This is a genomic window from Flavobacterium ginsengiterrae, assembly GCF_039539785.1.
Taxonomy (GTDB): domain Bacteria; phylum Bacteroidota; class Bacteroidia; order Flavobacteriales; family Flavobacteriaceae; genus Flavobacterium; species Flavobacterium ginsengiterrae.
Genome location: NZ_BAABDU010000004.1, coordinates 666679 through 693348, shown reverse-complemented (window position 1 = coordinate 693348; position 26670 = coordinate 666679). Strand labels below are relative to the sequence as shown.

General features: G+C 32.2%; 26 protein-coding genes. 12 read left to right on the top strand and 14 right to left on the bottom strand.

What is annotated here, in order from left to right:
• Positions 1 to 17: 17 nt before the first annotated feature.
• The 3 genes from ABD859_RS13530 to ABD859_RS13520 form a co-directional block, all read right to left on the bottom strand.
• Entirely contained in the window at positions 18 to 569 is a 552-nt protein-coding gene (locus ABD859_RS13530; protein WP_345145120.1) for a helix-turn-helix domain-containing protein, read from the bottom strand.
• A 160-nt stretch (positions 570 to 729) separates the two neighbouring features.
• Positions 730 to 915 (bottom strand): CsbD family protein, encoded by a 186-nt coding sequence (locus ABD859_RS13525; protein WP_012024385.1) that lies wholly within the window; start codon positions 913 to 915, stop codon positions 730 to 732.
• Between the two features lie 117 nt (positions 916 to 1032).
• A complete protein-coding gene (locus ABD859_RS13520) occupies positions 1033 to 1506 on the bottom strand; it encodes a Dps family protein (protein WP_345145119.1) in 474 nt (157 codons plus the stop codon).
• A gap of 165 nt (positions 1507 to 1671) precedes the next feature.
• Here ABD859_RS13520 and ABD859_RS13515 point away from each other — a divergent pair, with 165 nt between their 5' ends.
• From ABD859_RS13515 to ABD859_RS13500, 4 genes are all read left to right on the top strand, one after another.
• Positions 1672 to 3855, top strand: coding sequence for a DUF5723 family protein (locus ABD859_RS13515; protein WP_345145117.1), 2184 nt, complete (start codon positions 1672 to 1674; stop codon positions 3853 to 3855).
• Between the two features lie 111 nt (positions 3856 to 3966).
• Positions 3967 to 4788 carry an orotidine-5'-phosphate decarboxylase gene (gene pyrF, locus ABD859_RS13510; protein WP_345145115.1) on the top strand — a complete coding sequence of 274 codons (822 nt, stop codon included), beginning with the start codon at positions 3967 to 3969 and terminating at the stop codon, positions 4786 to 4788.
• Between the two features lie 124 nt (positions 4789 to 4912).
• Positions 4913 to 5713: an ABC transporter substrate-binding protein gene (locus tag ABD859_RS13505; protein ID WP_345145113.1), complete on the top strand. Its 801-nt coding sequence runs from the start codon at positions 4913 to 4915 to the stop codon at positions 5711 to 5713.
• 727 nt (positions 5714 to 6440) lie between these two features.
• The gene (locus tag ABD859_RS13500; protein ID WP_345145111.1) at positions 6441 to 7934 is read left to right on the top strand and encodes a catalase; all 1494 of its coding nucleotides are present in this window, start codon (positions 6441 to 6443) and stop codon (positions 7932 to 7934) included.
• Positions 7935 to 8109: 175 nt separating this feature from the next.
• Here ABD859_RS13500 and purU read toward each other — a convergent pair whose 3' ends face one another.
• From purU to ABD859_RS13470, 6 genes are all read right to left on the bottom strand, one after another.
• Positions 8110 to 8964 (bottom strand): formyltetrahydrofolate deformylase, encoded by an 855-nt coding sequence (gene purU / locus ABD859_RS13495; RefSeq protein ID WP_345145109.1) that lies wholly within the window; start codon positions 8962 to 8964, stop codon positions 8110 to 8112.
• A 68-nt stretch (positions 8965 to 9032) separates the two neighbouring features.
• Entirely contained in the window at positions 9033 to 9752 is a 720-nt protein-coding gene (locus tag ABD859_RS13490; protein ID WP_345145107.1) for a DUF4197 domain-containing protein, read from the bottom strand.
• A 140-nt stretch (positions 9753 to 9892) separates the two neighbouring features.
• On the bottom strand, positions 9893 to 10456 hold the full coding sequence (locus ABD859_RS13485; protein WP_345145105.1) for a hypothetical protein: 564 nt from the start codon (positions 10454 to 10456) through the stop codon (positions 9893 to 9895).
• Between the two features lie 27 nt (positions 10457 to 10483).
• A complete protein-coding gene (locus ABD859_RS13480; protein ID WP_345145103.1) occupies positions 10484 to 10903 on the bottom strand; it encodes a cytochrome c oxidase assembly factor Coa1 family protein in 420 nt (139 codons plus the stop codon).
• A gap of 77 nt (positions 10904 to 10980) precedes the next feature.
• Positions 10981 to 11334 (bottom strand): hypothetical protein, encoded by a 354-nt coding sequence (locus tag ABD859_RS13475; RefSeq protein ID WP_345145101.1) that lies wholly within the window; start codon positions 11332 to 11334, stop codon positions 10981 to 10983.
• Positions 11335 to 11507: 173 nt separating this feature from the next.
• Positions 11508 to 13064, bottom strand: a complete 1557-nt coding sequence (locus ABD859_RS13470) for a L,D-transpeptidase family protein (RefSeq protein ID WP_345145099.1) — start codon at positions 13062 to 13064, stop codon at positions 11508 to 11510.
• A 310-nt stretch (positions 13065 to 13374) separates the two neighbouring features.
• On the opposite strand from ABD859_RS13470, the gene ABD859_RS13465 reads away from it, so the two are divergent.
• From ABD859_RS13465 to ABD859_RS13455, 3 genes are all read left to right on the top strand, one after another.
• Entirely contained in the window at positions 13375 to 16815 is a 3441-nt protein-coding gene (locus ABD859_RS13465) for a methylmalonyl-CoA mutase family protein (protein ID WP_345145097.1), read from the top strand.
• Positions 16816 to 17035: 220 nt separating this feature from the next.
• Complete coding sequence (locus ABD859_RS13460; RefSeq protein ID WP_345145095.1) at positions 17036 to 18235, top strand: AAA family ATPase; 1200 nt, start codon at positions 17036 to 17038, stop codon at positions 18233 to 18235.
• Positions 18236 to 18238: 3 nt separating this feature from the next.
• Positions 18239 to 19150 carry a DUF4435 domain-containing protein gene (locus ABD859_RS13455; RefSeq protein ID WP_345145093.1) on the top strand — a complete coding sequence of 304 codons (912 nt, stop codon included), beginning with the start codon at positions 18239 to 18241 and terminating at the stop codon, positions 19148 to 19150.
• Between the two features lie 214 nt (positions 19151 to 19364).
• Here ABD859_RS13455 and ABD859_RS13450 read toward each other — a convergent pair whose 3' ends face one another.
• The gene (locus tag ABD859_RS13450) at positions 19365 to 19679 is read right to left on the bottom strand and encodes a hypothetical protein (RefSeq protein WP_345145091.1); all 315 of its coding nucleotides are present in this window, start codon (positions 19677 to 19679) and stop codon (positions 19365 to 19367) included.
• A 206-nt stretch (positions 19680 to 19885) separates the two neighbouring features.
• Between ABD859_RS13450 and ABD859_RS13445 the strand changes: the two genes are divergently transcribed.
• Both ABD859_RS13445 and ABD859_RS13440 read left to right on the top strand, forming a co-directional pair.
• Positions 19886 to 20299 carry a helix-turn-helix domain-containing protein gene (locus tag ABD859_RS13445; protein WP_345145090.1) on the top strand — a complete coding sequence of 138 codons (414 nt, stop codon included), beginning with the start codon at positions 19886 to 19888 and terminating at the stop codon, positions 20297 to 20299.
• A gap of 79 nt (positions 20300 to 20378) precedes the next feature.
• Positions 20379 to 20783 carry a hypothetical protein gene (locus ABD859_RS13440; RefSeq protein WP_345145089.1) on the top strand — a complete coding sequence of 135 codons (405 nt, stop codon included), beginning with the start codon at positions 20379 to 20381 and terminating at the stop codon, positions 20781 to 20783.
• Between the two features lie 61 nt (positions 20784 to 20844).
• Here the strand turns inward: ABD859_RS13440 and ABD859_RS13435 are convergent, their stop codons facing one another.
• The 4 genes from ABD859_RS13435 to ABD859_RS13420 form a co-directional block, all read right to left on the bottom strand.
• A complete protein-coding gene (locus tag ABD859_RS13435; protein WP_345145087.1) occupies positions 20845 to 21231 on the bottom strand; it encodes a secretion protein in 387 nt (128 codons plus the stop codon).
• A 380-nt stretch (positions 21232 to 21611) separates the two neighbouring features.
• On the bottom strand, positions 21612 to 22016 hold the full coding sequence (locus ABD859_RS13430; RefSeq protein ID WP_345145085.1) for a secretion protein: 405 nt from the start codon (positions 22014 to 22016) through the stop codon (positions 21612 to 21614).
• A gap of 432 nt (positions 22017 to 22448) precedes the next feature.
• Positions 22449 to 22811 (bottom strand): T9SS type A sorting domain-containing protein, encoded by a 363-nt coding sequence (locus ABD859_RS13425; RefSeq protein ID WP_345145083.1) that lies wholly within the window; start codon positions 22809 to 22811, stop codon positions 22449 to 22451.
• Between the two features lie 470 nt (positions 22812 to 23281).
• Positions 23282 to 23683: a T9SS type A sorting domain-containing protein gene (locus ABD859_RS13420; RefSeq protein ID WP_345145082.1), complete on the bottom strand. Its 402-nt coding sequence runs from the start codon at positions 23681 to 23683 to the stop codon at positions 23282 to 23284.
• Between the two features lie 450 nt (positions 23684 to 24133).
• Between ABD859_RS13420 and ABD859_RS13415 the strand changes: the two genes are divergently transcribed.
• The 3 genes from ABD859_RS13415 to ABD859_RS13405 all read left to right on the top strand — a co-directional run bounded on the left by ABD859_RS13415 (position 24134) and on the right by ABD859_RS13405 (position 26655).
• The gene (locus ABD859_RS13415) at positions 24134 to 25006 is read left to right on the top strand and encodes an AraC family transcriptional regulator (protein ID WP_345145080.1); all 873 of its coding nucleotides are present in this window, start codon (positions 24134 to 24136) and stop codon (positions 25004 to 25006) included.
• A 145-nt stretch (positions 25007 to 25151) separates the two neighbouring features.
• The gene (locus ABD859_RS13410) at positions 25152 to 26021 is read left to right on the top strand and encodes an alpha/beta hydrolase (protein ID WP_345145078.1); all 870 of its coding nucleotides are present in this window, start codon (positions 25152 to 25154) and stop codon (positions 26019 to 26021) included.
• A gap of 91 nt (positions 26022 to 26112) precedes the next feature.
• Positions 26113 to 26655 (top strand): hypothetical protein, encoded by a 543-nt coding sequence (locus ABD859_RS13405; RefSeq protein ID WP_345145076.1) that lies wholly within the window; start codon positions 26113 to 26115, stop codon positions 26653 to 26655.
• Positions 26656 to 26670: the final 15 nt, after the last annotated feature.

Below are 26670 nucleotides of genomic sequence, written 5' to 3'. Positions count from 1 at the left end.
TATGGTATTTAGGTTTTTTATTTTAAATTTTCTCTTCGTTTCTTAATTATCCTTTGAAATGCAGACGGGGTTATTCCTGTCGTATTTTTAAATTGTGTGCTTAAATGTGCAACACTCGAATAATTTAGTAAGAATGCGATTTCAGTTAAACTCATTTCGTTTATAATGATCAGCTGTTTCGCTCTTTCAATTTTCTGTAAAATAATAAAATTTTCGATAGAAGAATAGGTTACTTCCGAAAATACATTAGACAAATAACCATAACTGTGATTTAGTTTTTCGGCTAAGAAAACAGAACTTTTATAGTTGTTGCTGTCTTCCATAAAAACTAATTCAATTATGGCATCTTTTATTTTTTGTACTAAAACACTTTTCTGATTTTCAACTACTTCAAATCCGCATGGACTTAGATTATTCTTTAAAGTTTCGAGCGCCTCGGCATCAATATTATCATCAATTTCAATTTCTCCAAAACCCAAACTGGTAAAATTTATATTATTTTGTTCCAGATTTTGTTTTAGATAAAGTGAGCAAATGGTATTAATGTCAAACTTTATAAATAGTTTCATTTTATAGAAAATTTTGGTTAAAGATAATTAATTTATTTGTGGTTATAGCGTTTAAAGATTTTAAAATAAATGTTAAACAGAACACAAAATAGTGAACTTTCAAAAAAATACCGTCTAATATTTAGTTACTAGACGGTATTTCCTGATTGAGTCTTAAGGACTACAAATCTGATAGAATCTGATGAAATTCCTCTTTAGTTTTTCCCAGTTTCTGCTGAAGTCTTCCGTACATTTCGTCTTCTTTTCCTTCAGCAAACATTAAATCATCATCTGTCAGTTCAGCATATTTTTGCTTTAGTTTTCCTTTTAACTCATTCCAGTTTCCTTTTATCTCTGTAGTATTCATGATTCGCGTTTTTTGTTTGTATTCATTTTAATGTAGTGTAAAATTGCAGTTTGTTTTTAAATATTGTTTTACATCAATTTTATATTACGCTGCATAATTCACATTTTGTTGTTTTTCTTAAACCTGATAGCGTCTTAAAATCCAGGCCATTTTTTCATGCTCCTGCAGTAATCCCGTAACAAAATCAGCAGATCCGGCATCGTTGGTTTCTTTTTCAAAAACCGGAATATAATCTCTAAATTCAGTAACCAATTGTTCATGATTTTCTAAAAGTTCTTCCAGCATATGTTTTTGCGAAGCATATTCTTTAGGAGATTCCTTAAGAGTCGAGTTATCGATAAACTCCTTCATGGTGCCAATTGTTTTTTCTCCAAGCTGGCTGATTCTTTCTGCAACTTCATCAATATGAGCTTCCAGAATTCGGTATTGTTCTTCAAATAATTTATGCAATTCCATAAAACTGTTTCCTGAAATATTCCAGTGAAACTTTCTTGTTTTTACATAAAGTGTCATTTCGTTAGATAAAATCGTGGCTAATATGGCGGAGCTCTTTTTTAAATTTGCGCTTGTTATTCCGATATTTGGAGTCATAATTGTCTGATTTATTGGGTGTAATTCAAAAGTATAAAACAAGCGCTCTGAAATTCTTACATAATTAAGCAAAGATGTTACATCAATTCAATGTTTACGTAACATTTTTATGCTTTGAATATTGTAGTTTTGCCGCCAACTTAAACTCTAAAACCCAAAAATTTAATGAAGAAACTATTACTTATTTTATTCTTTTTAATTACCTCTTTACAAGCCGAAGCACAATCCTATATGGGTTATTTTCATGACAATTATGCAGGAGTTCAGAGTGTACTTTTTAATCCGGCTTCTATTGCCGATTCTCGTTTTAAAACTGATATTAATTTATTCTCTATTAGTGGTTCTGTTCAGAACGATTTATACGGGGTTAAACTTTTTGATGTTTACAAAGACGGATATGATTTTGACACCCAGTCAAAAGTAAGCCCAAAAAATGCTAACAACGGGTTAGTTAATTTTGATATTATGGGACCGTCGTTTATGTTTAATATTGCTCCAAAACATACTATTGCAGTATTTACAAGAGCAAGATCTATTGCCAATGTTAACAAATTAAACGGATATCTTATCGATCAGGTAAAAGACGGTTTAGATAAATCCGACAGTTTTAATTACAACTTAGGAAGTCCAAATGCATCTGCAAACGGATGGGGAGAAGTTGGTATTTCGTATGCCGCGGTTTTATACCAAAACAATCAGCACTTTTTAAAAGGAGGTTTAACAGCTAAATATCTTCAGGGCGGAGCAAACGCTTATGTTCAGGGAAAAGGTGTAAGCGTTGCTTTTGTTGAAAATACAGCAAACCCAAAAGACGGAAGATTAGTTTCTACAGGAGAAATTTCAATAGGAGGAAGCCAGGATTGGGAAAATAATGAAGATTATGATTTTGATGCAGCTTCACGCGGATTTGGTTTTGATTTTGGATTAGTGTACGAATGGAGACCAGATTATGAAAAATATGATCTTAAGAAAGCAAAACCTGCCGATAATAACTTTAGAGATTTAAACAAATACAAATTACGTTTTGGATTATCTGTAACTGATATTGGATCTATTAATTATAAAAATTCAAAAATTGATACTTATAATGTAAATGGATTTGTAACACAGCAAATGATTGATGATGCCGATGATTTATATGAATTTTTAAACGAGCATTATACAAAAGTTTCTAGCACAAAAGGTGTAAAAACGAATTTGCCGACAGCTATTCACGCTGATGTTGACTGGAATATGTACAATAAATTCTATTTGAATCTTAACGGAGACATCAGTATGGTTTCTGAAAATAAATTAAACTCATACGGAATCGCAGACAGAATTACTTTAACGCCTCGTTACGAAAGCAGATGGTTTAGTTTTTATCTTCCTGTAAGTTATATGGAGTACAGCGGTATGCAGGCTGGAGCTGGTTTACGTGCTGGTGTTTTCTTTATTGGTTCCGGATCAATTTTGAGCAATTTAGTTTCTAAAGAATCAAAAGGAGCTGATTTTCATTTAGGGATGAAAATTCCGGTTTACGAAAAACAATTTAAAGATACAGACGGAGACGGTGTAATTGACAAACATGACGCGTGCAGAAAAGTAGCTGGTCCTGTAGAAAATAACGGATGTCCTTGGCCGGATACTGATAAAGATGGTGTTTTTGACAAAGATGACGCCTGTCCTGATGTTGCCGGACCAAAAGAAAACAAAGGATGTCCTTGGAAAGATTCTGACGGTGATACTTTATTAGATAACGTAGATGCATGTCCAGCAGTTGCAGGTCCGGTAGAAAACAAAGGTTGTCCATGGCCGGATACAGACGGAGACGGAATTTTAGATAAAGATGATGCTTGTCCTAATGAAGCTGGTTTAGCAGAAAACAAAGGTTGTCCAAGTTTAGATGCTGATAAAGACGGTGTTTTAGATAAAGATGACGATTGTCCGTTAGTATATGGACCAGCAGATAATAAAGGTTGTCCAAAAGTTACTAAAGAAACATTGGCACAATTAAAAATGGAAGCAAAATCAATTTTCTTTACAACCGGAAAAGCAACTTTAAGCGATGCTAAAATGGGAGAAACATCTGGAAGATTAGATGCTATTAAAGAAATCCTGAAAAATTATCCAAATGCTAAATTTGCAATTAACGGACATACTGATAATGTTGGTAATGCAAAAGTAAATCAGAAATTATCTGAGCAAAGAGCAAAAGTAGTAATGGATCTTTTAATTGAAAAAGGAGTAAATCCTGCTAATTTAACTTCTAAAGGATACGGAGCTACTAAACCGGTTAAATCTAATAAAACAGCTTCTGGAAGAGCAGAAAACAGAAGAACAGAAATTGTTTATTTAGGCAATTTATAATCTGTACATAATATATCATCAAAAGCCACTCTTAATTGAGTGGCTTTTTTTATTTTTGCATACTTTTTAAAAAGAACTATTTCTTTGAAACAGAAGTCCTAAAAAAACAATATGACAACACAACAACTACACGAACAAATTCTTCAAAAAAAATCATTTTTATGCGTTGGTTTAGATCCTGATTTAAACAAAATTCCGCAGCATTTATTAGATACAGAAGATCCTATTTTTGAATTTAATAAAGCCATAATCGATGCTACTCACGATTTGACCGTAGGATATAAACCAAACACTGCTTTTTTTGAAGCATACGGCATAAAAGGATGGATGTCTTTGCAGAAAACAATAAATTATATCAACGAAAATTATCCTGATATTTTTACCATTGCCGATGCTAAACGCGGCGATATTGGAAATACTTCGAGCATGTATGCTAAAGCTTTTTTTGAAGATTTAAATTTTGACAGTGTAACCGTTGCTCCTTATATGGGAAAAGATTCTGTTGAACCTTTTCTGGCTTTCGAAAACAAACATACTATTATGTTAGCTTTAACTTCAAACGAAGGTGCTTTTGATTTCCAGACTTTAAATACAAACGGAACAGAATTATACAAACAAGTTTTAGAAACCTCTAAAACATGGAAAAACAGTCAGAACTTAATGTATGTTGTAGGCGCTACAAAAGCCGAATATTTTGCAGATATAAGAAAAATTGTTCCGGATAGTTTTTTATTAGTTCCGGGAATTGGCGCGCAAGGCGGCAGTTTATCTGAAGTTTGTAAATACGGAATGAACGATAAAATTGGATTATTAGTAAACTCAGCAAGAGCTATTATCTACGCATCTAAAGGAACTGATTTTGCAGAAAAAGCAAGAGAAGAAGCTTTGAAAGTGCAGAAAGAAATGGAAGAGATTATTAATACTAAGTTTTAAAGAACTTTATAAATATATTAGGCGCAAAGTTCGCTAAGGTTTTTCGCAAGATTCGCAAAGAAAAAACTTTGCGTTTACAGCGTAAATCTTTGCGAACTTTGCGGTTAAAATACATTCGAGATAAATGAAACAATTTACAGATCAACTTGGTACAAAACATTCATTTGAAAATACTCCAAAACGTATTATTTCGCTCGTGCCTTCACAAACCGAATTATTATATGATTTAGGTTTGGAAGAAAAAATCATCGGAATTACGAAGTTCTGTGTCCATCCGTTTCATTTTAAATCCACTAAAAAGATTGTTGGCGGGACGAAGAAAATTCATTTTGAAAAAATAAAACTCCTTCAGCCGGATATTATCATTTGCAACAAAGAAGAAAACACAGAAGAAATTGTAAAACAGCTGCAGGAAATCTGTCCGGTTTGGGTTACGAATATTGTTTCTGTTGAAGATAATTTTCAAATGATTTCAGATTTCGGGCAATTATTTAATTGCAGAACTGAGGCTCAAAAATGGAATAACAAATTGACTTTTGCCCTGAATGATTTTAAAAATTATATTCAAGATATAAAAGAAAAAAAAGCAGCTTATTTTATTTGGAAAAATCCATACATGGTTGCGGGAAATGATACCTATATAAATGAATTATTAAAGCTGAATCATTTTAAAAATATCTACGAAGATAAAGGCCGTTATCCTGAAATCGAATTAAAGAAAATGCGTTTAGAAGGCGATCCTGATATTGTTTTTCTTTCTTCTGAACCATATCCTTTTAAAGAAGAAGACGCTTTTGAAATTGGACGTTTTACACATCACGCCAAAACCGTTTTTGTAGACGGTGAAATGTTCTCCTGGCACGGCAGCCGACTTTTAAAAGCTTTTACTTATTTTAAATTGCTTCATGAAAGGCTTAAAAATTAGTGTTAAGTTTTCTTTGTTTCAAGTTTTTACGTTATGTAATTTAATCATGATGTTGATTTAACCGCAGAGTTCGCGAAGGTTTACGCAAAGTTCGCAAAGTTTAAATAAAGCTTTGCGAACTTTGTGTTTTATAAAGTTTCATAGATAAAAAACCTTGCGTTCTTTGCGTTAAAAATTATATTAAAAGTAAAGTAACTTTAAACCTGAAACTTAATAAACCAAACTAATACAAAAAAAAGAATGCCGGCATCTCGAAGACGCCGGCATTTATTTAACTAACCAAAACCAAAATAATAAATAACCAGTTTATTACATTACAAATGTCCGACATAAATCAATGATAAGCTGTTAGAATTTTGTTATTACTTTGTTGACCATAAGTTAAAATATTCGCTGAGAAACATTAAATCTGAAACAAAATAAACTAGACTTTCATAAAAAAAGAATGCCGGCATCTCGAAGATGCCGGCATCATTTAACTAACCAAAACCAAAATAATAAATAACCAGTTTATTACATTACAAATGTCCGACATATATCAATCTTATGCTGTTAAGGTTTTGTTATTACTTTGTTGACCATAAGTTAAGATTTATCAAAACTTCTTTCTGAGCTTTCTGCAGCGTTAAATAATTTTTGGTTATTAAAACATAATAACAATCAATTTTGTTTATGAATATGCTGCGAATAAGTTTGTATATTTGATAAAACATTAAAAATTAGCAATATGGATTCGAACAAAAAATTAACAACCGCTACGGGAACTCCAGTCCCAGACAACCAAAACATTCAAACAGCCGGTCCTCGAGGACCTGTTTTATTACAGGATTTTTGGTTTTTAGAAAAGATGGCTCATTTTGATCGTGAGGTAATTCCGGAACGACGAATGCACGCTAAAGGTTCTGGAGCTTATGGTACATTTACAGTAACACACGATATCACGAAATATACCAGAGCCGATATATTTTCGGAAATTGGTAAAAAGACAGAAATGTTTGCCCGTTTTTCTACTGTTGCCGGAGAAAGAGGCGCTGCTGATGCTGAAAGAGATATTCGAGGTTTTGCTTTGAAGTTTTATACTAATGAAGGAAATTGGGATTTAGTGGGAAATAATACGCCGGTATTCTTTTTTAGAGATCCAATGAAATTTCCTGATTTGAATCATGCCGTAAAACGTGATCCAAAAACCAACTTAAGAAGTGCTGATAATAATTGGGATTTTTGGACATTATTGCCAGAGGCTTTACATCAGGTTACTATTGTAATGAGCGACAGAGGTATTCCAAGTTCATACAGACATATGCACGGATTTGGAAGTCATACATTTAGTTTTATAAACAGACAAAATGAAAGACATTATGTAAAATTTCATTTTGTAACGCAGCAGGGAATTGAAAATCTTTCTGATGAAGAAGCTGCAAAATTAGTAGGTGGTGACCGAGAAAGCCACCAGCGTGATTTATTTGATGCTATTGAAGAAGGAAATTTCCCTAAATGGAAAATGTTTGTTCAAATCATGACTGAAGAACAAGCCGAAAATTATCGTTTTCACCCTTTTGATTTAACTAAAGTTTGGTTAAAAAGTGATTTTCCATTAATTCCGGTTGGAGAATTTGAACTAAACAAAAATCCGGAAAACTATTTTGCCGAAGTAGAGCAGGCAGCATTTAATCCGGCACACGTAGTTCCGGGAATCAGCTTCTCTCCTGATAAAATGCTTCAGGCGCGTTTATTCTCTTACGGAGACGCACACAGATATCGTTTAGGAGTAAACAATTTCCAAATTCCGGTAAACTCATCAAGATGTCCTTATAATACTTTCCACAGAGACGGAGCAATGCGTGTAGATGGAAATAACGGATCTAAAAAACATTATGAACCAAACAGTTTTGGAGAAATGCAGGAACAGCCTGAATTTAAAGAACCGCCATTAAAACTGCATGGCGATGCCTGGGCACATAATTTTAGAGATGATGATAACGACTATTTCACACAGCCTGGATTATTATTCCGTTTATTAACCGATGAGAAAAAACAATTGTTGTTTAAAAATACAGCGGCACAAGTTGGCGGTGCGCAGAAATTTATTCAGGTTCGTCATATTAGAAACTGCTTCAAAGCAGATCCAGCTTATGGAGCAGGTGTAGCAAATGCACTAGGAATGACAATGGATGAAGTAAATGCTTTTGATGATCCAAGATTGGCAATTGTGGTGAGATAAGTTTTTTTAAAGGTTCAAAGTGACATAGTAACAAAGGTTCAAAGTTTGGACTGGAATAATAAAAGTAACCCCGATAAGTTTGTAAAAACTTATCGGGGTTTTATGTTTGAGAAAAGGGATTTAAAGTTATTCAATAAACTTTGTCTCTCTGTTACTTTGGACCTTTGTCACTAAATTAAGAAAAAACCACTGTCTTATTGCTATAAACCATTGTTTTGCGTTCTGCGTGTAATTTAATGGCTCTTGCTAACACGATACGCTCCAGATCTCGTCCTTTCATGATGAAATCTTCAACAGAGTGAATATGAGAAACGCGTGCAATATCCTGCTCGATGATTGGACCCTCATCTAATTCTTCTGTAACATAATGGCTTGTTGCTCCAATAATTTTTACACCACGCTTAAACGCTGAATGATATGGTTTTGCACCCGGAAAGGCTGGTAAAAACGAATGGTGGATATTGATAATTCTGTTTTCGTAAAGTTCAATTAATTTAGGCGTAATAATCTGCATATAACGCGCCAGAACGATAAAATTAATATCGTATTTCTTTAGCAGTTCAATTTGTTTTGCTTCGCCTTCTTCTTTGTTATCTTTGGTAAAAGGCACACAATGAAACGGAATATCAAAACGTTCAGCAATCGATCGCAAATCATTATGATTGCTTATAATAACCGGAATTTCAACATTTAATTCTTCTGCGCTGTATCGTCCTAAAATATCAAACAAACAGTGATCGTATTTGGATACAAACAAAGCCATTTTTGGTTTTTGTTCCTGATTGTACAAGTCCCATGACATATCAAATTTCGACGCAAGAGTTTTGTCAAAATCCTCTTTGAAACTTTCAAGCGTGATTAGAGAATTTGTAAATTCACATTCCAATCGCATAAAGAAAACATTTTGTTCGACATCAACGTGCTGGTCAATGTAGGTAATGTTTCCTTCAACTTGGGCAATAAATGTAGTCACTGATGCGATAATATTTTTTTGATCTTTACAGTGAATTAAAATGGTTATTTTTTGCATTTTTGGTTGTTTTTTTATTAGTCAGTCTCTAAGATGCTTAGTATCTCAGCATAGAAACATAGGAAAATTTATTTTCCGTCCTGCATTGCAAAAACACTTTTTAATAAGGGAGTTGTTCTTGCGCTGATATTATTTCGGATTTCTTTTTCTTCAACAGCAATCATTTTAAAAACACCTGATAATGCCTGATTTGTTGTATAATCAGTTAAATCAGGGTTTACTTTTTTAACTAAAGGAATTGTGTTGTATTTTGTAATGATATTTTTCCAAACCACATCGGCACCTACTTTCTCAAAAGAACTTTTAATTACCGGATTAAATTTTCCGTATAAAGCAGTAGTTGTACTTCCTTGTAAATAGCTTGTTGCTGCACTGTCATTTCCTAAAAGAATATTTTTAGCATCTGTAAACGACATATTTTTTACAGCCGAAACAAATATTGGGGTAGCTTCTTTTACAGCATCTTCGGCAGCACGGTTTAGCATTTTGATACCTTCATCGGCAAGAGAGCTAAGACCTACTTTTCTTAAAGTGGCATCAACTTTTTGTAATTCTTCAGGCATTAAAATTTTTACGGCTTCATTTTTATAAAAACCATCAACAGCGGTTAATTTACTTACTTGAACTGTAATTCCTTTATTTAGAGCTTCTTTTAAACCAGCAGCAATGTCAACGCCTCCAACTCCCGGAATTTGTGATGAAAGCTGTGGTAATTGATTTAAAATTTGTGGTACCTGTGCACAAGAGGTAAGTGAAAATGTAATGGCTAATAATAAAATCTTTTTCATTAGTGGGGATTTGTTTAAGTTTCAAATGTAGTATTTATTCAAAAATAAAGCCAAAATTTTATTTATTGCGAAGTAACATTTTGTTGTAAACTTAACACTAACAAACTTAGTCTTTTAAAAACCCAGCATTTAAAAAAAGGCTAAGGCCAGGACATTCGAATAGTATACTGCCAATATTCTTTAGACGAAATGTAAGTAGGCACGAGTTCTGCTATTCGCTGATTATTAGCATCAAAAAACTGCACGCGGATGATTTTTTCTCTGCTGTCATCTTTCATTTCGATGTTTCCTTCAGCCTCATCAATTAGTTTCTTTTTTTGGAGATATACATCAGGTTTTTCAATAATGTATTCTGTAACAGCTTCGCCGCGTAATCTTAAATTACATCCAATTAAATTACCATTTCTGTCTATAGATTCAATTTTTGTTAGAAAATTATTTTTATAATAGTAAATTTCAAAAGTAATATTACAAGATGCTGTCTGCGGTTTTTTATTTTGAACTCTAAAACGAAGAATTTGTTTTTGTGCATTCGTAAACTCAATGTCTCCATTTCCTTCTGCATCAATATTATTGTGTAAAATTCGGCAGGGTTTTGAAAACTGTTTTATTTTATCAGCATACTTTTGATAATTTCCGGCTGATTGTGCAAATGAAGAAATGCACAGAAAAAGTCCTGTGAATAAAAAGAAAAAGGATTTCATTAAAAATGGTATTGGTTAAGCTGCTTTTTATTTTTGAAGTAGATCAATTTCTTCTTCTGTATTTTTAATATAAACGGACATTTCGCGGTATTTCCATTTACCTCTTTTATCGGCCACAACAAATAAGGTTCCTGTTCCTTTTGGGCCTTTTATCGGAATTTGAAGATCGCAATTTCCAGAATCGTTATTGGTGCTGATTTTTCCCGAAATCATTCCATCACTTTCAATTGGACTTCCTAATTTTTCGATCACCAATTTGTTATTTTGTACTGCAAGCATAGATTCTTTAAAAGCATCAGAATCTTTCATCATCGAAGTTATGCCAAAAAATACAGACGCAATAAAAAGTCCAACAAGTACTATAAAGCTAAGGCATCCGGTTGGAACAAACCATTTCCAGTTTCTGTCCCACCAATTTTTTTGAGGCTGATAGTGATTATCCTGCATGAGTAAAAATAAATTGAAGATTTTATAAGTTCCGAAATATACAATTATTCTTCATAATTTAAGATGAAGTCTGGAACTTAATTATATTTCAAAAATTTTATATCAGGATTATAAGAAGGATTATTTCTATTTAAATGTTCCAGAATAGTCTGGGTATAATCTTTTCCACCTTTTATTAAATAATACAATGATTTTATGACATAGACTGGTCCCCACGGAAATGTTTTCCAGCTTACAGTTAAATTTAAAAAGCAATGTTTCAGTGCATATTTAAAAGTATTTTCTTCTGGACGAACAAAATAGATATTGGAACGTTTAAAATTTTTAAAAATTTTTGAAATAGTATTCGGAAAAATTACAAATCGGCCGCCTTGCTGCACTAATACGTTTATTTCAAACATTGTTAGACCTTCTGTATTATTTGCTTTCATTAGTAAAAATTTAAAATAATAAATAATGGTATAATATTTTGCAAAGTTCCAAAAACGGTAACTGTTTTTTTGCTCCTATAAGTTTTAAAAATAATAGATTAAGCTATTTTTTGCAGAAAAAAAATCGGAAACCCATTAACTGAGTTTCCGATTAATTTTATTTTATAAATAAATTAGTTTGCTGCGACAGGCAATTTTTCCTGATTTAATTCAGCATCTTTTTCATAAACATCCTGAAAGAAACCAATTTCTCCGTTTTCATTTACAAGTGAAGTAAAGTAGGTAATATAGATTGGTACTTTTTTAGACAATTTAAAACTATTTTCTACTTTACCTGCCATAGCTTTATCTATTTTTGCCTGAGTCCATTCCGGATAATCTGCCAGCATGGCAACGGCTAATTCTTTCGCCATTTTTACATTGATACAGCCGTGGCTGAAAGTTCTTTTTTCGAAATCGAATAAAGTTTTAGATGGTGTATCGTGCATATAAATATCCTCTTTATTAGGGAACATGAATTTTACTAATCCTAAAGAATTTTCCGGACCTGGTTTTTGTCTTACCTGACCATTTATAACTTCCATGTTTTTTTCTGCCAGATAATTAGGATCTGAAGCGATTTTAGATCTTAACTCATTTTGAACAATACTTTGCGGAACTGTCCAGTAAGGGCTAAAAACAATTCGGTCAATTTCTCCATTAAAAATCGAAGTTTTAGTTAAAGGTGAACCTACGAATACGCTTGATGTCAATACAATTTTTCCGTTTTTTACATAAATCAATTCATAAGAAGGCACATTTACCATTACAAACTCGTCATTATTAACTAATTGAGGCGAAATAGCTCGAATTCTTTCCATGTTCAGCATCAAGGTTTTAACCTTATCTGAAACCGGAATATTCATTTCTTTAATATGTTCTTCCTGCAAAATGTAATTAGGTTTAAAACCATTACGAACTTTATATTTCATAACCCCGTCCATTAATTCACGATCATAAAAATCGCTTTTAGAATCTTGTTTTAAATCGCCTAATAAATATAAACGAGTTCTTACTTGCGCAATAGTACTCGAAACTGCATCCGGACGTAAATCTTTATAAGGCATTTCGGTTACGATAGGTTTCCATTTACTTGATTTTTCAAGTTTTTTGTATTGTTTTAGAGCGGCCTGCAGTTTATAATACTGATCGTATAAGTTTCCGTCGTCTTCTACTTTTGCAGTAGCTTCTTCAATGGTGCTGTAGTTTAGAAAATCTTTCAGCATGGCATCATAAGATAATCTTTTCTTGTCAGCATTACTTTTTTTAGTGTACAATACATATAAAGAACTTAAAAGCATATCAGCATCGGTTCTTGAAAGATTGTTTTCTGATGAAGAATCAAACAATTGATCAATTTCTTTTTGGTAAGGAATTACAAGGTCATTTGTTTTTTTTGCTTTTTCATATAATACAGAGCCAAATTCGTTAACTTCATCTTCGTCAAACCAAATACTGCCAAGTGTTCTGGTTTTGTATAATGACATTACATCTGATTTGTATTTCTTTAAATCAGAATATCTTTTAAAGAAATCATTTGAAATTTTGTCTACATCTGAATCTGTATTATTGTAAACTTTTGTTGCAGCTGGAGTTTTTTTATATAAAGAATTTGTTTTTTCAATTCTGTTAAAAGATGATACAAAAAAACTCAAACTTAAAATTACGGTGAATAAATTAAATGTTTTCATTTTTTAAATTTTTACGTTGTTACTTTTCCATTTACGTTGTCACTTTCTCATTAAAGTTCAGGGTAAAAATTTGGGGCTTTTCTACAATGCTAAATTACTTTAGGGATGCTTAAAACGTGTTTCTTTATTTAATATAGATTTTTCAAAATTGCCATATAGTAGGTTTATATGGTATAAATCAATTAGTTAGTAAAATTGTTACCCTTTTGGTTCACGAAATCGATTTATTTTTAAAAACATAAACACAGAACTATAAACAAATATTAAAATATTTTGTAAATTGGTCGCTTAAAATTATCATATTCATAAAATGGAACAACAAATACCATATAATCCTAAAAATAAAGTAAGAATTGTAACAGCAGCTTCACTTTTTGACGGACATGACGCCGCGATCAATATTATGCGTCGTATTATTCAGTCAACAGGAGTAGAAGTGATTCACTTAGGTCATGACCGAAGTGTAGAAGAAGTGGTAAATACCGCCATACAGGAAGATGCTAACGCCATTGCCATGACATCGTACCAAGGCGGACACAATGAATACTTTAAATATATGTATGACTTGCTTAAGGAAAAAGGGGCAGGGCATATTAAGATTTTTGGAGGCGGAGGCGGTGTAATTCTGCCAAGCGAAATTTCAGAATTACATGAATATGGTATTACGAGAATTTATGCTCCAGATGACGGTCGTTCGTTAGGTTTGCAGGGAATGATTAATGATTTGGTTGAAAAATCAGATTTCCCGATTGGAGACAAATTAAACGGAGAAATCGATCATATTGAAAATAAAGTGCCAACAGCCATTGCGCGTTTAATCTCTGCCGCAGAAAATTTCCCTGAAATTGCTAAGCCAGTTTTTGATAAAATACATGAAAGTAATGCCAATTCTAAAATTCCGGTTTTGGGAATTACAGGAACGGGTGGTGCCGGAAAATCTTCTTTGGTTGACGAATTGGTCCGCCGTTTTTTAATTGATTTTCCAGAAAAAACAATCGGATTAGTTTCTGTCGATCCTTCGAAAAGAAAAACAGGAGGAGCACTTTTAGGAGACAGAATCCGTATGAATGCGATTAATAATCCAAGAGTTTATATGCGTTCGCTTGCGACACGTCAGTCGAATTTGGCTTTATCTAAATATGTAGCCGAAGCGATTCAGGTTTTAAAAGCCGCAAAATACGATTTGATTATTCTGGAAACTTCAGGAATTGGTCAGTCAGATACTGAAATTATGGATCATTCTGATGTTTCTTTATATGTAATGACGCCGGAATTTGGTGCCGCAACACAATTGGAGAAAATCGACATGCTTGATTTTGCCGATTTAGTAGCTTTAAATAAATTTGATAAACGCGGTGCTTTAGACGCTCTTCGCGATGTAAAAAAACAATATCAAAGAAACCATAATCTTTGGGACAAAAATCCTGATGAAATGCCGGTTTTCGGAACGATTGCTTCGCAGTTTAACGATCCGGGAATGAACACGCTTTATAAAGCGATTATGGATAAAGTGGCTGAAAAAACCGATTCTGACTTGAAATCGACTTTTGAAATCACCAAAGAAATGAGCGAAAAGATATTCGTGATTCCGCCGGGAAGAACTCGTTATCTTTCTGAAATTGCCGAAAATAACAGAAATTATGATGAAACGGCAATTGCGCAGCAAAAAGTAGCTCAGAAATTGTACGGAATTTTTAAAACCATAGAATCAGTTTCTGGAAAAGTACCGCAGATTACAAAAGCAGGAATCGACGATTCTACAGTTTTATCTGGAGGATTTCAGGAAAACGATGAAAATAGAATCTTTTTAAATCTTTTACTTAATCAGTTTGATAAGGTAAAAATGGATTTAGATCCGTACAATTGGGAAATTATCCTGAATTGGGCAGATAAAGTAGCGAAATATAAAAATCCGGTTTACAGTTTTAAGGTTCGTGATAAAGAAATCAAAATCGCAACACATTCTGAAAGTTTATCGCATTTACAAATTCCAAAAATTGCGTTGCCTAAATACGAAGGCTGGGGCGATATTCTGCGTTGGAATTTACAGGAAAATGTTCCTGGAGAATTTCCGTTTGCTTCGGGATTATATCCGTTTAAACGTGAAGGTGAAGATCCGTCGAGAATGTTTGCGGGCGAGGGAGGACCAGAAAGAACCAATAAACGTTTTCATTATGTAAGTGCGGGAATGCCTGCAAAACGTCTTTCAACGGCTTTTGACAGTGTGACTTTGTATGGAAACGATCCAGATTTGCGTCCAGATATTTATGGAAAAATTGGAAATGCGGGAGTTTCAATCTGTTGTCTTGATGATGCTAAAAAATTATATTCTGGTTTTGATTTGGTTCATGCATTGACTTCGGTAAGTATGACGATTAATGGACCAGCGCCAATGCTTTTAGGTTTCTTTATGAATGCGGCAATCGATCAGCAATGTGAGATTTACATTAAAGAAAATGGTTTAGAAAAAGAAGTTGAGGCTAAAATCAACAAATTATATAAAGAAAAAGGAATTGAAAGACCGAAATATCAAGGCGAACTTCCGGCAGGAAACAACGGTTTGGGATTAATGCTTTTGGGCGTTACGGGAGATCAGGTTTTACCTTTGGAAGTTTATAACGAAATAAAAGTAAAAACGTTAGCACAAGTTCGTGGAACAGTTCAGGCCGATATTTTAAAAGAAGACCAGGCGCAGAATACTTGTATTTTTTCAACCGAATTTGCGCTGCGATTAATGGGTGATGTTCAGGAATATTTTATTACTAAAAACGTTCGTAATTTCTATTCGGTTTCGATTTCAGGATATCATATTGCCGAGGCGGGAGCGAACCCAATTACGCAATTAGCCTTTACGCTTTCAAATGGTTTCACTTACGTGGAATATTATTTGAGCCGCGGCATGAATATCAACGATTTCGGACCAAATTTATCGTTCTTCTTCTCAAACGGAGTAGATCCTGAATATTCAGTTATTGGTCGTGTGGCACGTAAAATTTGGGCAAAAGCCATGAAACTGAAATACGGAGCCAACGAAAGAGCGCAAATGCTGAAATACCATATTCAGACATCTGGCCGTTCGTTACACGCTCAGGAAATTGATTTTAACGATATTCGTACGACTTTGCAAGCTTTGTATGCGATTTACGATAACTGTAATTCATTGCACACCAACGCTTACGACGAAGCCATTACAACACCAACAGAAGAATCGGTTCGTAGAGCCATGGCAATTCAGCTGATTATTAATAAGGAATTAGGTTTAGCGAAAAACGAAAACCCAATTCAAGGTTCGTTCATCATCGAAGAATTAACAGATTTAGTTGAAGAAGCTGTTTTACAGGAATTCGACAGAATTACAGAAAGAGGCGGCGTTCTTGGCGCAATGGAAACGATGTACCAACGCTCTAAAATTCAGGAAGAAAGTTTGTATTACGAAACCTTAAAACACAACGGAGATTTCCCAATTGTGGGTGTAAATACTTTCCTGAGTTCTAAAGGATCACCAACGGTAATTCCGGCTGAGGTTATTCGTGCCACAGAAGAAGAAAAACAATACCAGATTACGATGTTGGACAATCTGCATAATTTCCACGAAGCAAAAGTAAACGAGCATTTAAGCCAGTTAAAAGAAGCAGCCATTAAAAACGAAAACTTATTCGATTATTTAATGGAAGCTACAAAGGTTTGTTCTTTAGGGCAGATTACTTCGGCGTTGTTTGAAGTTGGCGGGCAGTATAGAAGGAATATGTAATTTTTGTACTTATAGATTTATATAAAAACCTCTCATGTGAAATGGGAGGTTTTTTTGTTTTTGTGATTGGAAATTTTAGTGCTTTACGGTTTTCCTCAATTTTATCAAAAGATGTTTGTATATATTAGCGTAAAAAATATTTTTGAAAGTATAATGAATGGAGACAATAGGTTACTGTTTATTTAAATAAAAGAATCATAAGATATCAAATTCATAACCAATGATAAAAATTACAGAAATTCATATTAAAGGGTTTAAAGAAACTAATAGAGAAGTAAATATTATTTTTTCGAAAGAACCTATTACAGTTATTTATGGAGAAAATGGAAGTGGAAAAACAACATTTTTAAAGATAATATATGCAATTTTTAATAAGGATGACTCCTATTTATTAGAAGAAAATGTTAAGGAAGTTAAAATTACATATTTGCTCGATCAAAAGAAAACTAAATTAAATACTATAAAAATAATTGGCAAAAAAGTAGATTGGGGTGATAATATTAAAGATTTAATTAATGAAACTTCAATACTTTTTGGTGTGAATAGAGGTGTAATACAAAATTTCTCAGAAGAGGATGAAAGTTTGCATTCTAAATATACAAGTATAAAGTGGAGCGATTATTATTATTTACTAGATCATAATAAAAAACCAACTAAAAAAAATAAAAATCTTTTTAGTGAAGATTGGGATACCGCAAATCATATTTCTGTTGATTTTATAGGAATTAATCAAATAGAAGAATCAATAATAAAGCAATTTCGTGCAGGTCAAAGAGCTACTTCAGATAAAGTCAAAAATGCATTTTTCAATACAATATCAAATGCTGTTGATATCGAAATGGAACAAGCTAATTATGACTTACCTGTAGACTTCAATGAGAGAATCGAAAAAAAAAGAAATGTGTTAATTTCCTTAGTGGAAAAATTAGATAAATCAGGACTCCAAAAGAAGTTATTGAATTATTTAGATAAACAAAATCCATCATCGGAAATAGAAGGCAGTAAAATATTTAGGGTTTTATTAATAAATATATTAGGTAAGGTAGAAGAAGAGAATGTAGAATTAAAATCGATAAGTAAATTAATCGAAATTTTTAACAGTCATCTTTACAGAAATAAAAGACTAATTGTTACGGAGGAAGAAACATTTATTGAAATAAGTAAAAATAATATTCATAATCTCAATAAACTATCAAGTGGTGAAAGACATTTACTAACATTTTTGACCTTGTTTTTAATTATGGGGAGAAATCGAAGTTTTTTTATTATAGACGAACCAGAGATATCACTGAATATGGTATGGCAACGTGAGTTGATACCTTTACTTAGTGAATTGAGTCCTGATTCACAAATTATTGTTGCTACTCATAGTCCTTCAATTTCTCATAAAAATTCTAATTATCTAGTAAAATTAGTGTAAGGTATGGGATTGAAATACGACTTATTTGATATTATGGCGGCAGCTATAATGATTGAAGAACCAATATTAATTGTCGAAGGTAAAGATGATTTTCAAATTTATGACTCACTAACTAAGAGAATTAATAAAAAAGTGCAAGTGTATCAATCTAATGAGTTTGAAGATCATTATGAGGGATGTAATGGTGTAATTACCTGTGTTCAAAAACTTCAACCAAAATATGCTGAAAGAGCTGAAAATGTTAATAAAATTATAGGTATCATAGATAAAGATGTGAGAGATTTTAGGCAAGATTTACCAACTCTAAATGGTCTTTTTATAACTAGGCATTATTCAATAGAAACGTATTTTGCAACTTTGAATAACTTAAAACAGCTTGTAAGTAGTATAACTTATAATATAAATGAAGAAATAGATGATGAAATTTTACATTTATTAGAAAATTCATTTACAGAAAGTTTGGACAATCTTTATATGATTTCTTTAGAGGCTTTAAGAAATGCATGCAGTGATGGGTATCATACTGAGGTAGGTTACGATTTCTCTGCAGCAAGAATTTCGGCTTTGCATTTTCTAGATGATGTTTTGCCTAAGTTGGAAAGTAAAAAGATTGATTTAGAAAATTTTGCAGGTGAATTGAACATTAATTTAACTAATATAAAATTAATTGCAAAAGGTAAATGGTATTTATATTGGTATTTAAATGCCATTTACCCTGCGATTAAAGATCTAAAGGAAAAATGTAGAGGAAATATGATTGCTCAATGTCGTTCTTGCAGAGTTGGTAATTTTCAAGATTGCCTTTATAAAACAAAAAGCGATTACAGAATTGATCATTTGATTGAAATGATGATGACTTTTATTGATGATCATGAATGCAATGACATTTTTGAAATAATCAATAATTTGAATTGATAATCCCATGTTAGCCATGCTAGCGCGAGCGTCCCGCTCGTGAAAACAAAGTTTATGAAAATAGAATAGCTTTAAAATGCACGAGCGGGACGCTCGCGCCAGCAGACGAAATTAGTAATTCTGCGAAGATTGGCGATCTGCTTTGTCGAGTTTCGTGTGCGATTTCTCCTTACGGCGAAATGACAAGTTTGTGTGTTATTTGGTTAAAGTACAATTATTCAAAAACCTCCCCAACATACCCCAAAAATTCCATTTCATCTAAAGGGAAAAACTGCAAAACCGTTTCGAGAATCAAACTTACATTTATGGCTTGGTTTTTCTTTTTGTCGATGTTGGTCATATCGTGATCGAGGGCGAGAATGCAAAGTTTTAGCAAATCGGTTATGATGCAGCCGAGTTCAAAATAATTTGCAACCTTAATTTGTATCACATAATCATCTTGATTGTTATTAACGGGTTTTAAGGTTTTAAAATACAAGGCAGTTAATTCTTTTAGGCGATTTAAGTTTTTAGTTTCATTGGTTTCCATAGTATTTCTTTTTTATTGGCATATAATTAATTGATTTACAATTTGGACTTTATAAAAATATTATAAGAAAAATTGTACTTTTGTTTTGGTTCGGCGAAGAAAGAAATTGATTCTTATGTAGCAAATCAATTTTTGGTGTTTGGTACACGATTAAATATGTTTTTTACATCTCGCAGATTCTTACACTAAATTATTATCTTTGAATTATGAGCACACTAACAAAACCAAATCATATAGGGCGTAAAATAAGCCGTATTCGTGAACTTCGTGATATGAAGCAGGAAGCTTTGGCGCAGGCTTTAGGAACAAACCAGCAGGCGATTTCTATTTTAGAAAATAGTGAAACAATTGATGAAGATAAACTTATCGCTATTGCAAAAGCACTTGGTGTAACGGTTGATGCTATTAAAAACTTTTCGGAAGATGGTATGATTAATTATTTTAATAGTTTTAATGAAGCAGTAAATAATAGCCATTTTGGAAATAACAATCATTGTACTTTTAATCCATTAGACAAATTAGTTGAATCTTTCGAAGAAAATAAAAAGCTTTACGAGCGTTTGCTTCAGGCCGAAAAAGACAAAAACGAATATTTAGAAAAACTGCTAAACAATAAATAGCAATCTTAAAAAAAATATGAAAGCATCCGTTACAGCGTGATGCTTTTCTTTTTTTGTAAAATGGTTTATTTTTAAGATTATGAAAATTCAGGACTTTTTAGAAAAAATCGGCACATTAAAAAATCTGGATTTAGATAAAAATACTGATTTAGAAAATCTTGTTTCTAAAATTTCTCTCAGCGAAAATAAAATTCAATTTAAAATTGAAGACCTTTTTAAAAATCACGAAATAAACACGCCGCTTTTCTTTAAAATTGAGCAGACTCTGGATTTGATTTTTATAAAAGATCAGTTAGAAACCAATGTTTGTTTTGCTAATCACAGCGAAGTAAGACCAGAATTCAAACAAAGTTTCACACTCGTTGATTTATTTCATTATATGTATGCTTTTGCGCATTCATTTAGTTTTAAGGAATCTGGAGAAATTGTTATTTCCGAGGAAAGAGACTTGTTTTGGAAACTTATTGAAACAGCTGATAAATAAAAAAGCAGCTCCGTATTACGAAGCTGCTTTTCTAATTTTTTGAGGGGGCAAAAAAAGTGGTTTAGCGACGGAATCCTGGACTGTGGTTCACAGATTCGTCTAATTTTACAGTTTTTGCCTTTTTAGCAGCAACTTTAATTTCGTGTTTTGCAACTTTGTCGTTTGCTTTTACTTCAAGAACATAAGTTCCTGCAGGAAAACCTTCAAGACTAATTGTTTTAGAAACTTCTAATTTGTTTGCTGCAGACTCGCCCGCATAAAGTAAATTGTGATTTTCGTCGTAGATAGAAAATGAAGATTGTTCAAACGTGTCTAGTGTAAAGCTTACTACTTTACCGTTTCCGGTTTGAATGTTTAAAATATAATCGCCTTTTCCATCAATGGCGTAAGTAAATACTGTTGCTAAAAAAAAGGCAGCAACTAACCCGGTTTTGGTAAATTTTGTCATGTTTTTTTTAAATTATTATTTCTATTACTTAATGTGGAACGGTCAAAACTACAAATAGAATTTTAATTTTTTAGCAAAAAAACAACCTTTTTTGCGGTTTAAAATGCTGAATTAAAACCATTTCTGTGTTTTGTCTACGCTATGTACGTAAATACGGGACTTGCGGTTTTATCTTTTTTAAAATTTTTTTTAACATAAAAAAAATCACTTTCAGAATTATTAAGAATAATTTTTCAAAAAGTTAAAATGCATTTTTTTTCTTCGATTAAAAGCAAAAAAAAACAGCTCAATAACCACAAAGAGCTGTTTTTAAAACAATCACGTTTTTAACTTTACTAACTATCTAACCTTATTTATACTTTTGTGAAAAGTATAACTTTTTAGCGTACTGCTACGCTAGTGTTTTTTGCAGAAACTCCTGTTTTGTAAACAGATGAAACTGCTTTTACAGATAAAACTGTTTTTGCATCTGTAATGGTAATTTCGTGTCTAACTTTTTTTAGATTATCTTCTGCTTCAAGAAAGTAAGTTCCTTCTGGAAATTCTTCCAGGCTGAAAGTTCTTAATATTCCATCTTTACCCGAAGCAGTTTCAGAGTAAATTAGAGATCCGTCTTTGTCATAAATGGCAAGGTTTGCTTTTTGTACTCTGTTAAGAGCAAAAGAAATAAGCTTTCCGTTTGCTTTTATTACATGAAGATTAAAATCTTCATTGCCATCAATTGCATATGTACTTCCTGTAAAAAGTACTGCACATACTAAACTCAATTTTAAAATCTTTTTCATAACTGTTAGTTTTTAAATTATTAGTTTAATTCTCTGATGTAAAATTAGTTAAGGACTACAAAAAAAATAGCTACTCTGTTTTCTTATTTATATGCTGTATTCTCATTTACGAAACCGTTATAGGTTAAAATTTGAATTATTTTTATCGTTTTTGTTAATTAGGTTTTTATTTTTCAACGTTTTTGCAAATTTGTAAATTTACCTTTGTCTTACAATTTCGTAATAATAAAGCCAGATAAATAAAGTATGTATTAATAGAGTTTTACCAAAAAGTAAAGCACAAAAAAAAACAGCTCAATAACCACAAAGAGCTGTTTCTAAAACTTGCGTTTTTAAACTTTACTAACTATCTAACCTCATTTTTATACTGTATGCGAGTATAAAATTTTTAAACACATTGCTGTGTTATATTGTTTACAGAAAATCTGTTTATTAAAATGCTGCAAGAGCTTTTGTAGATAAAACAGAAGATTCTTTTGTAATTGTAATTTCGTGTCTTGCTTTTTTGAAGTTATCTTCAATTTCAAGGAAATAAGTTCCTGCCGGAAATTCTTCTAAGCTGAATGTTCTTAAAATACCTTCTTTTCCAGAAGCATTTTCAGAATAAATTAAACTTCCGTTTTTGTCGTAAATACTAATGCTTGCTTTTTGAACTTGATTTAGGGCAAAAGTGATCATTTTTCCGTTTGATCTTAAAACGTGTAAGTTAAAAGCATTTCCTCCGTCTATAGCATAAGTACTTAATCCTGATAAAAGTACAGCACATACTAAGCTCAATTTTAAATTCTTTTTCATATTATTTGTTTTTGTATTGTTATGTCTAATTCTCTGATGTAAAATTAGTTAGGATGTATGTGTTTTATATCAACTCTATTTTCCAATTTCTATGCTATATTCTCATTTACGAAACCGTTATAGGTTAAAATTTGAATTATTTCTATCGTTTTCGTTAATTCAGTTGTTATTTTTCAATGTTTTGGCAATATGCGAGCCTTGGGTTTAATGCAAAAAAAAAGTTTTAAAAACGACTAGAGATTTGACCGCAAAGATCGCAAGGTTAAAAACGCAAAGTCCGCAAAGTTTAAAATATCAAACTTGCGGACTTTGCGTAATCTTAGCGCCTTTGCGTTTAAGAAAATCTTTATGAGGAAAGTTTAGAGCAAAAAAAACAGCCCAATAACCACAAAGAGCTGTTTTAAAACTTACGTTTTTAACTTTACTAACTATCTAACCTTAGTTTTATACTTATGAGAAGTATAACTTGTTTAGCGTACTGCTACGCTGGTATTTTTATCAGCAGTAGTTTTATATACTGATGAAATAGCTTTTGAAGATAATGTTGTTACATTATTGTTTACGTTAATTTCGTATCTTACTTTTTTAGCGTTGTCCTGAACTTCTAAAAAGTAAGTTCCGTCAGGAAAATCCTGTAGGCTGAAAGTTCTTAAGATTCCTTCTTTACCTGAAGCATTTTCAGAATAGAATAAAGTACCTTCTTTATCGTATATAGCTAATTTTGCTTTTTGTAATTGGTTAACACCAAATGTGATAACTTTTCCGTTTTGTAATACATGAAGATTAAAGTCCTCATTCCCATCAATCGCATAAGTGCTTAATCCTGCAAAAAGAGCAGCACATACTAAACTTAATTTTACAATCTTTTTCATAGTATTTGTTTTTAAATTTTTATCTCTAAATCTCTGATGTAAAATTACTGCAGCAGGATAAGTTTTATATCAACTCTATTTTCCAATTTATGTGCTATATTCTCATTTACGAAACCGTTATAGGTTAAAATTTGAATTATTTTAGGTGTTTTTGTTAATTAGACAGTTATTTTTCAAACATTTTAAAATGTTAACTTTTTTTAAAACTTCCATTTTTCTTACATAAATGATGAATGTCTATAAATTAGGTCGATTAAATGCGATATATTAAAAAAATCTTTTATAAAAATATGGGTTGTGTAAAAATGGCCTTGTTTTTGATAATTGAAGAATTAGCTTTTTGAGTTTTTTGATGAAAAAATCTCATTTGCGAAACCGTTGTAGGTTAATTTTTGAATTTTATTAGGTATTTTTGTTAATTTTGTTGTTATTTTTTAAAAAGAATTTATCATGAAGACAATTGCCCCAGCTCTTGAAGTGATAACTAACTCATACGGAAGTTCTTTTACCTACACGAAACACGCCGAAAAGACCAATAGCAAAGCTCATTTATGGCATTATCATCCAGAGATTGAGTTGGTTTATATAAACGGCGGGGCAGGGAAAAGACAAATAGGAAGCCATGTTTCCTATTATACTAATGGTAGTTTGATTCTGATAGGCTCTAATTTACCGCATTGCGGTTTTACGAATGAACAAACGGGAAATGTAAATGAAACAGTCATTCATATTAAACCTGAATTTTTAGGGAATGGCTTTTTAGCAGTACCGGAGATGAAAAAGATTCAAAATATTTTGAGTCAGGCTAAAGGCGGAATTGCTTTTGGCGGCGAAACCAAAAAAGAAATAGGAAAAAAGATCGAGATGATGGAACATCAGCTTCCGTTTGAACGTTTATTGACTCTTTTGAGTATTCTGCATGAATTAGATTCATCTGAAGAATATACAATGCTCAATGCAGACGGTTTTGCTATGGAGCTTCAAACTCAGGATAACGATCGTATGAATGTTGTTTTTAATTTTGTAAAAGATAATTTTCAGCAGTCGATTGCGATAGATGAAGTTTCTAGTCTGGTAAGTATGACAACGCCGTCGTTCTGTCGTTATTTTAAAAAGATTTCGAACAAAACTTTTACAGAGTTTGTAAATGAATACAGACTAGTGCATGCTTCTAAACTTTTGGCCGAAAAACCTATAAGTATAAATGAAGTATGTTATGAAAGCGGTTTTAATAATTTCAGCCACTTTAGCAAATCATTTAAACAATATACAGGTAAAAGTGCCTCGCAATATCGCCACGAACACAAAATTATTATAAGCTAAAATTTTAATTTTTGTTGAAATCTAGTTTACAGATACTTGTGTTATAATATAAATCCGATTAGTGAAAAGCTGGTCGGATTTTTCATATAGTTTATATTGAAAAAGGTATATTTACATTCCTTTAATCGAAAAAAAACTATCAAAAATGAAAAACATTAAAATTTTAGTATTTGCATTTTTTCTGTGTCTTTCTTCAATGTCGTACGCAGCAAAGGTAGATACTTTACAAATCGCAAGTACATCTATGGGCAAGACCTATAAGGCGGCTGTGGTTCTTCCGGCTTCTTATGCCAAAAGTAAAACGAAGTTTCCGGTTATGTATTTACTTCACGGTGCTTACGGCCATTTTAGCGATTGGTTAAAAAATACTCCAAACAAAAAATTAGTTCAAAGTTTATCAGATCAATATAACTTAATTATTGTAATGCCGGAAGGTGAAACTTTTAGTTTTTACATTGATAGTCCTGTAAATAAAGAAAGTCAGTTTGAAACATTTATTACTCAGGAAGTTATTCAAAAAGTAGATCAAACCTATAAAACAATCAGCAACAGAACAGGAAGAGTAATTACAGGACTTTCTATGGGCGGACATGGTGCTTTGTATCTTTCTGCCAGACATCCTGATTTATTCTGCGCCGCCGGAAGTATGAGCGGGGCAGTAGATATGGGTACAATGCTTAACAGAGAATCTTCGGCTCAGGTAGTAAAATTAATGCAGCCGGTTTTTGGAGATAAAAGCGGCAGTACCGAAATGTACCAGCAGCATGCTGTAATGGGAATGCTTGATAAAATAAAAGTTAATAAACTTCCATTGGTTATAGATTGCGGAGTTGATGATTTTTTAATAGAACCAAACAGAGAATTGCATCGCCGTTTAGTATATAATAAGGTAGACCACGATTATACAGAAAGACCAGGTGCACATACTTGGGATTATTGGGAAAATTCACTGCCATATCATGTTTTGTTTTTTAATAAAATTCTGCTTAAAAATCAATTAGTTACCAAAAAATAATCAAAAAAGTATAGAATTTTAAACCTTAAGATTTTTTTTGGTTTGATTTTTGAAATACCTTTATAGTACAAACCTTAAAAAAGATAATATTATGAAAAAGATACTTACACTATTTGCTGTTGTTGGATTAATGGCATTTACAAGCTGCGAAGGACCAGAAGGGCCTCCGGGACCAGAAGGGATTCCAGGACCAGCTGCTGACGTTTTTGAAGTGGAAAAAGTGAATTTTAGTGCTACTACTAATTCTGATTTTTATTTTAATTTTAGATCTCGAATCTATTCAGGTGATGTTGTTCTAGTATATAGATATGCAGGATTTTCTCCTAATACTAATTTAGATGTCTGGACAATTCTTCCTGATTCTCATTATTACTCAGACGGAGGATTTTATTTTAGCTATAAATTTGATTTTACTCAAGATGATGTTAGAATTTATACAGAAGGATTGGATTTAGCTGCAAATCCAATACCAGCAGATTTAAGGACTAATCAAATATTTCGTATTGTAGTTATTCCAGGTAATGATCCTATTGTTACTACTGCTAAATCTACAAATAAAGCTGACTATTCAAATTATTATGAAGTTATCAAGAAATATAATATTGATGACAGTAATCCTAAAAAGTTGAATTAATTAAAAAAATTAAAT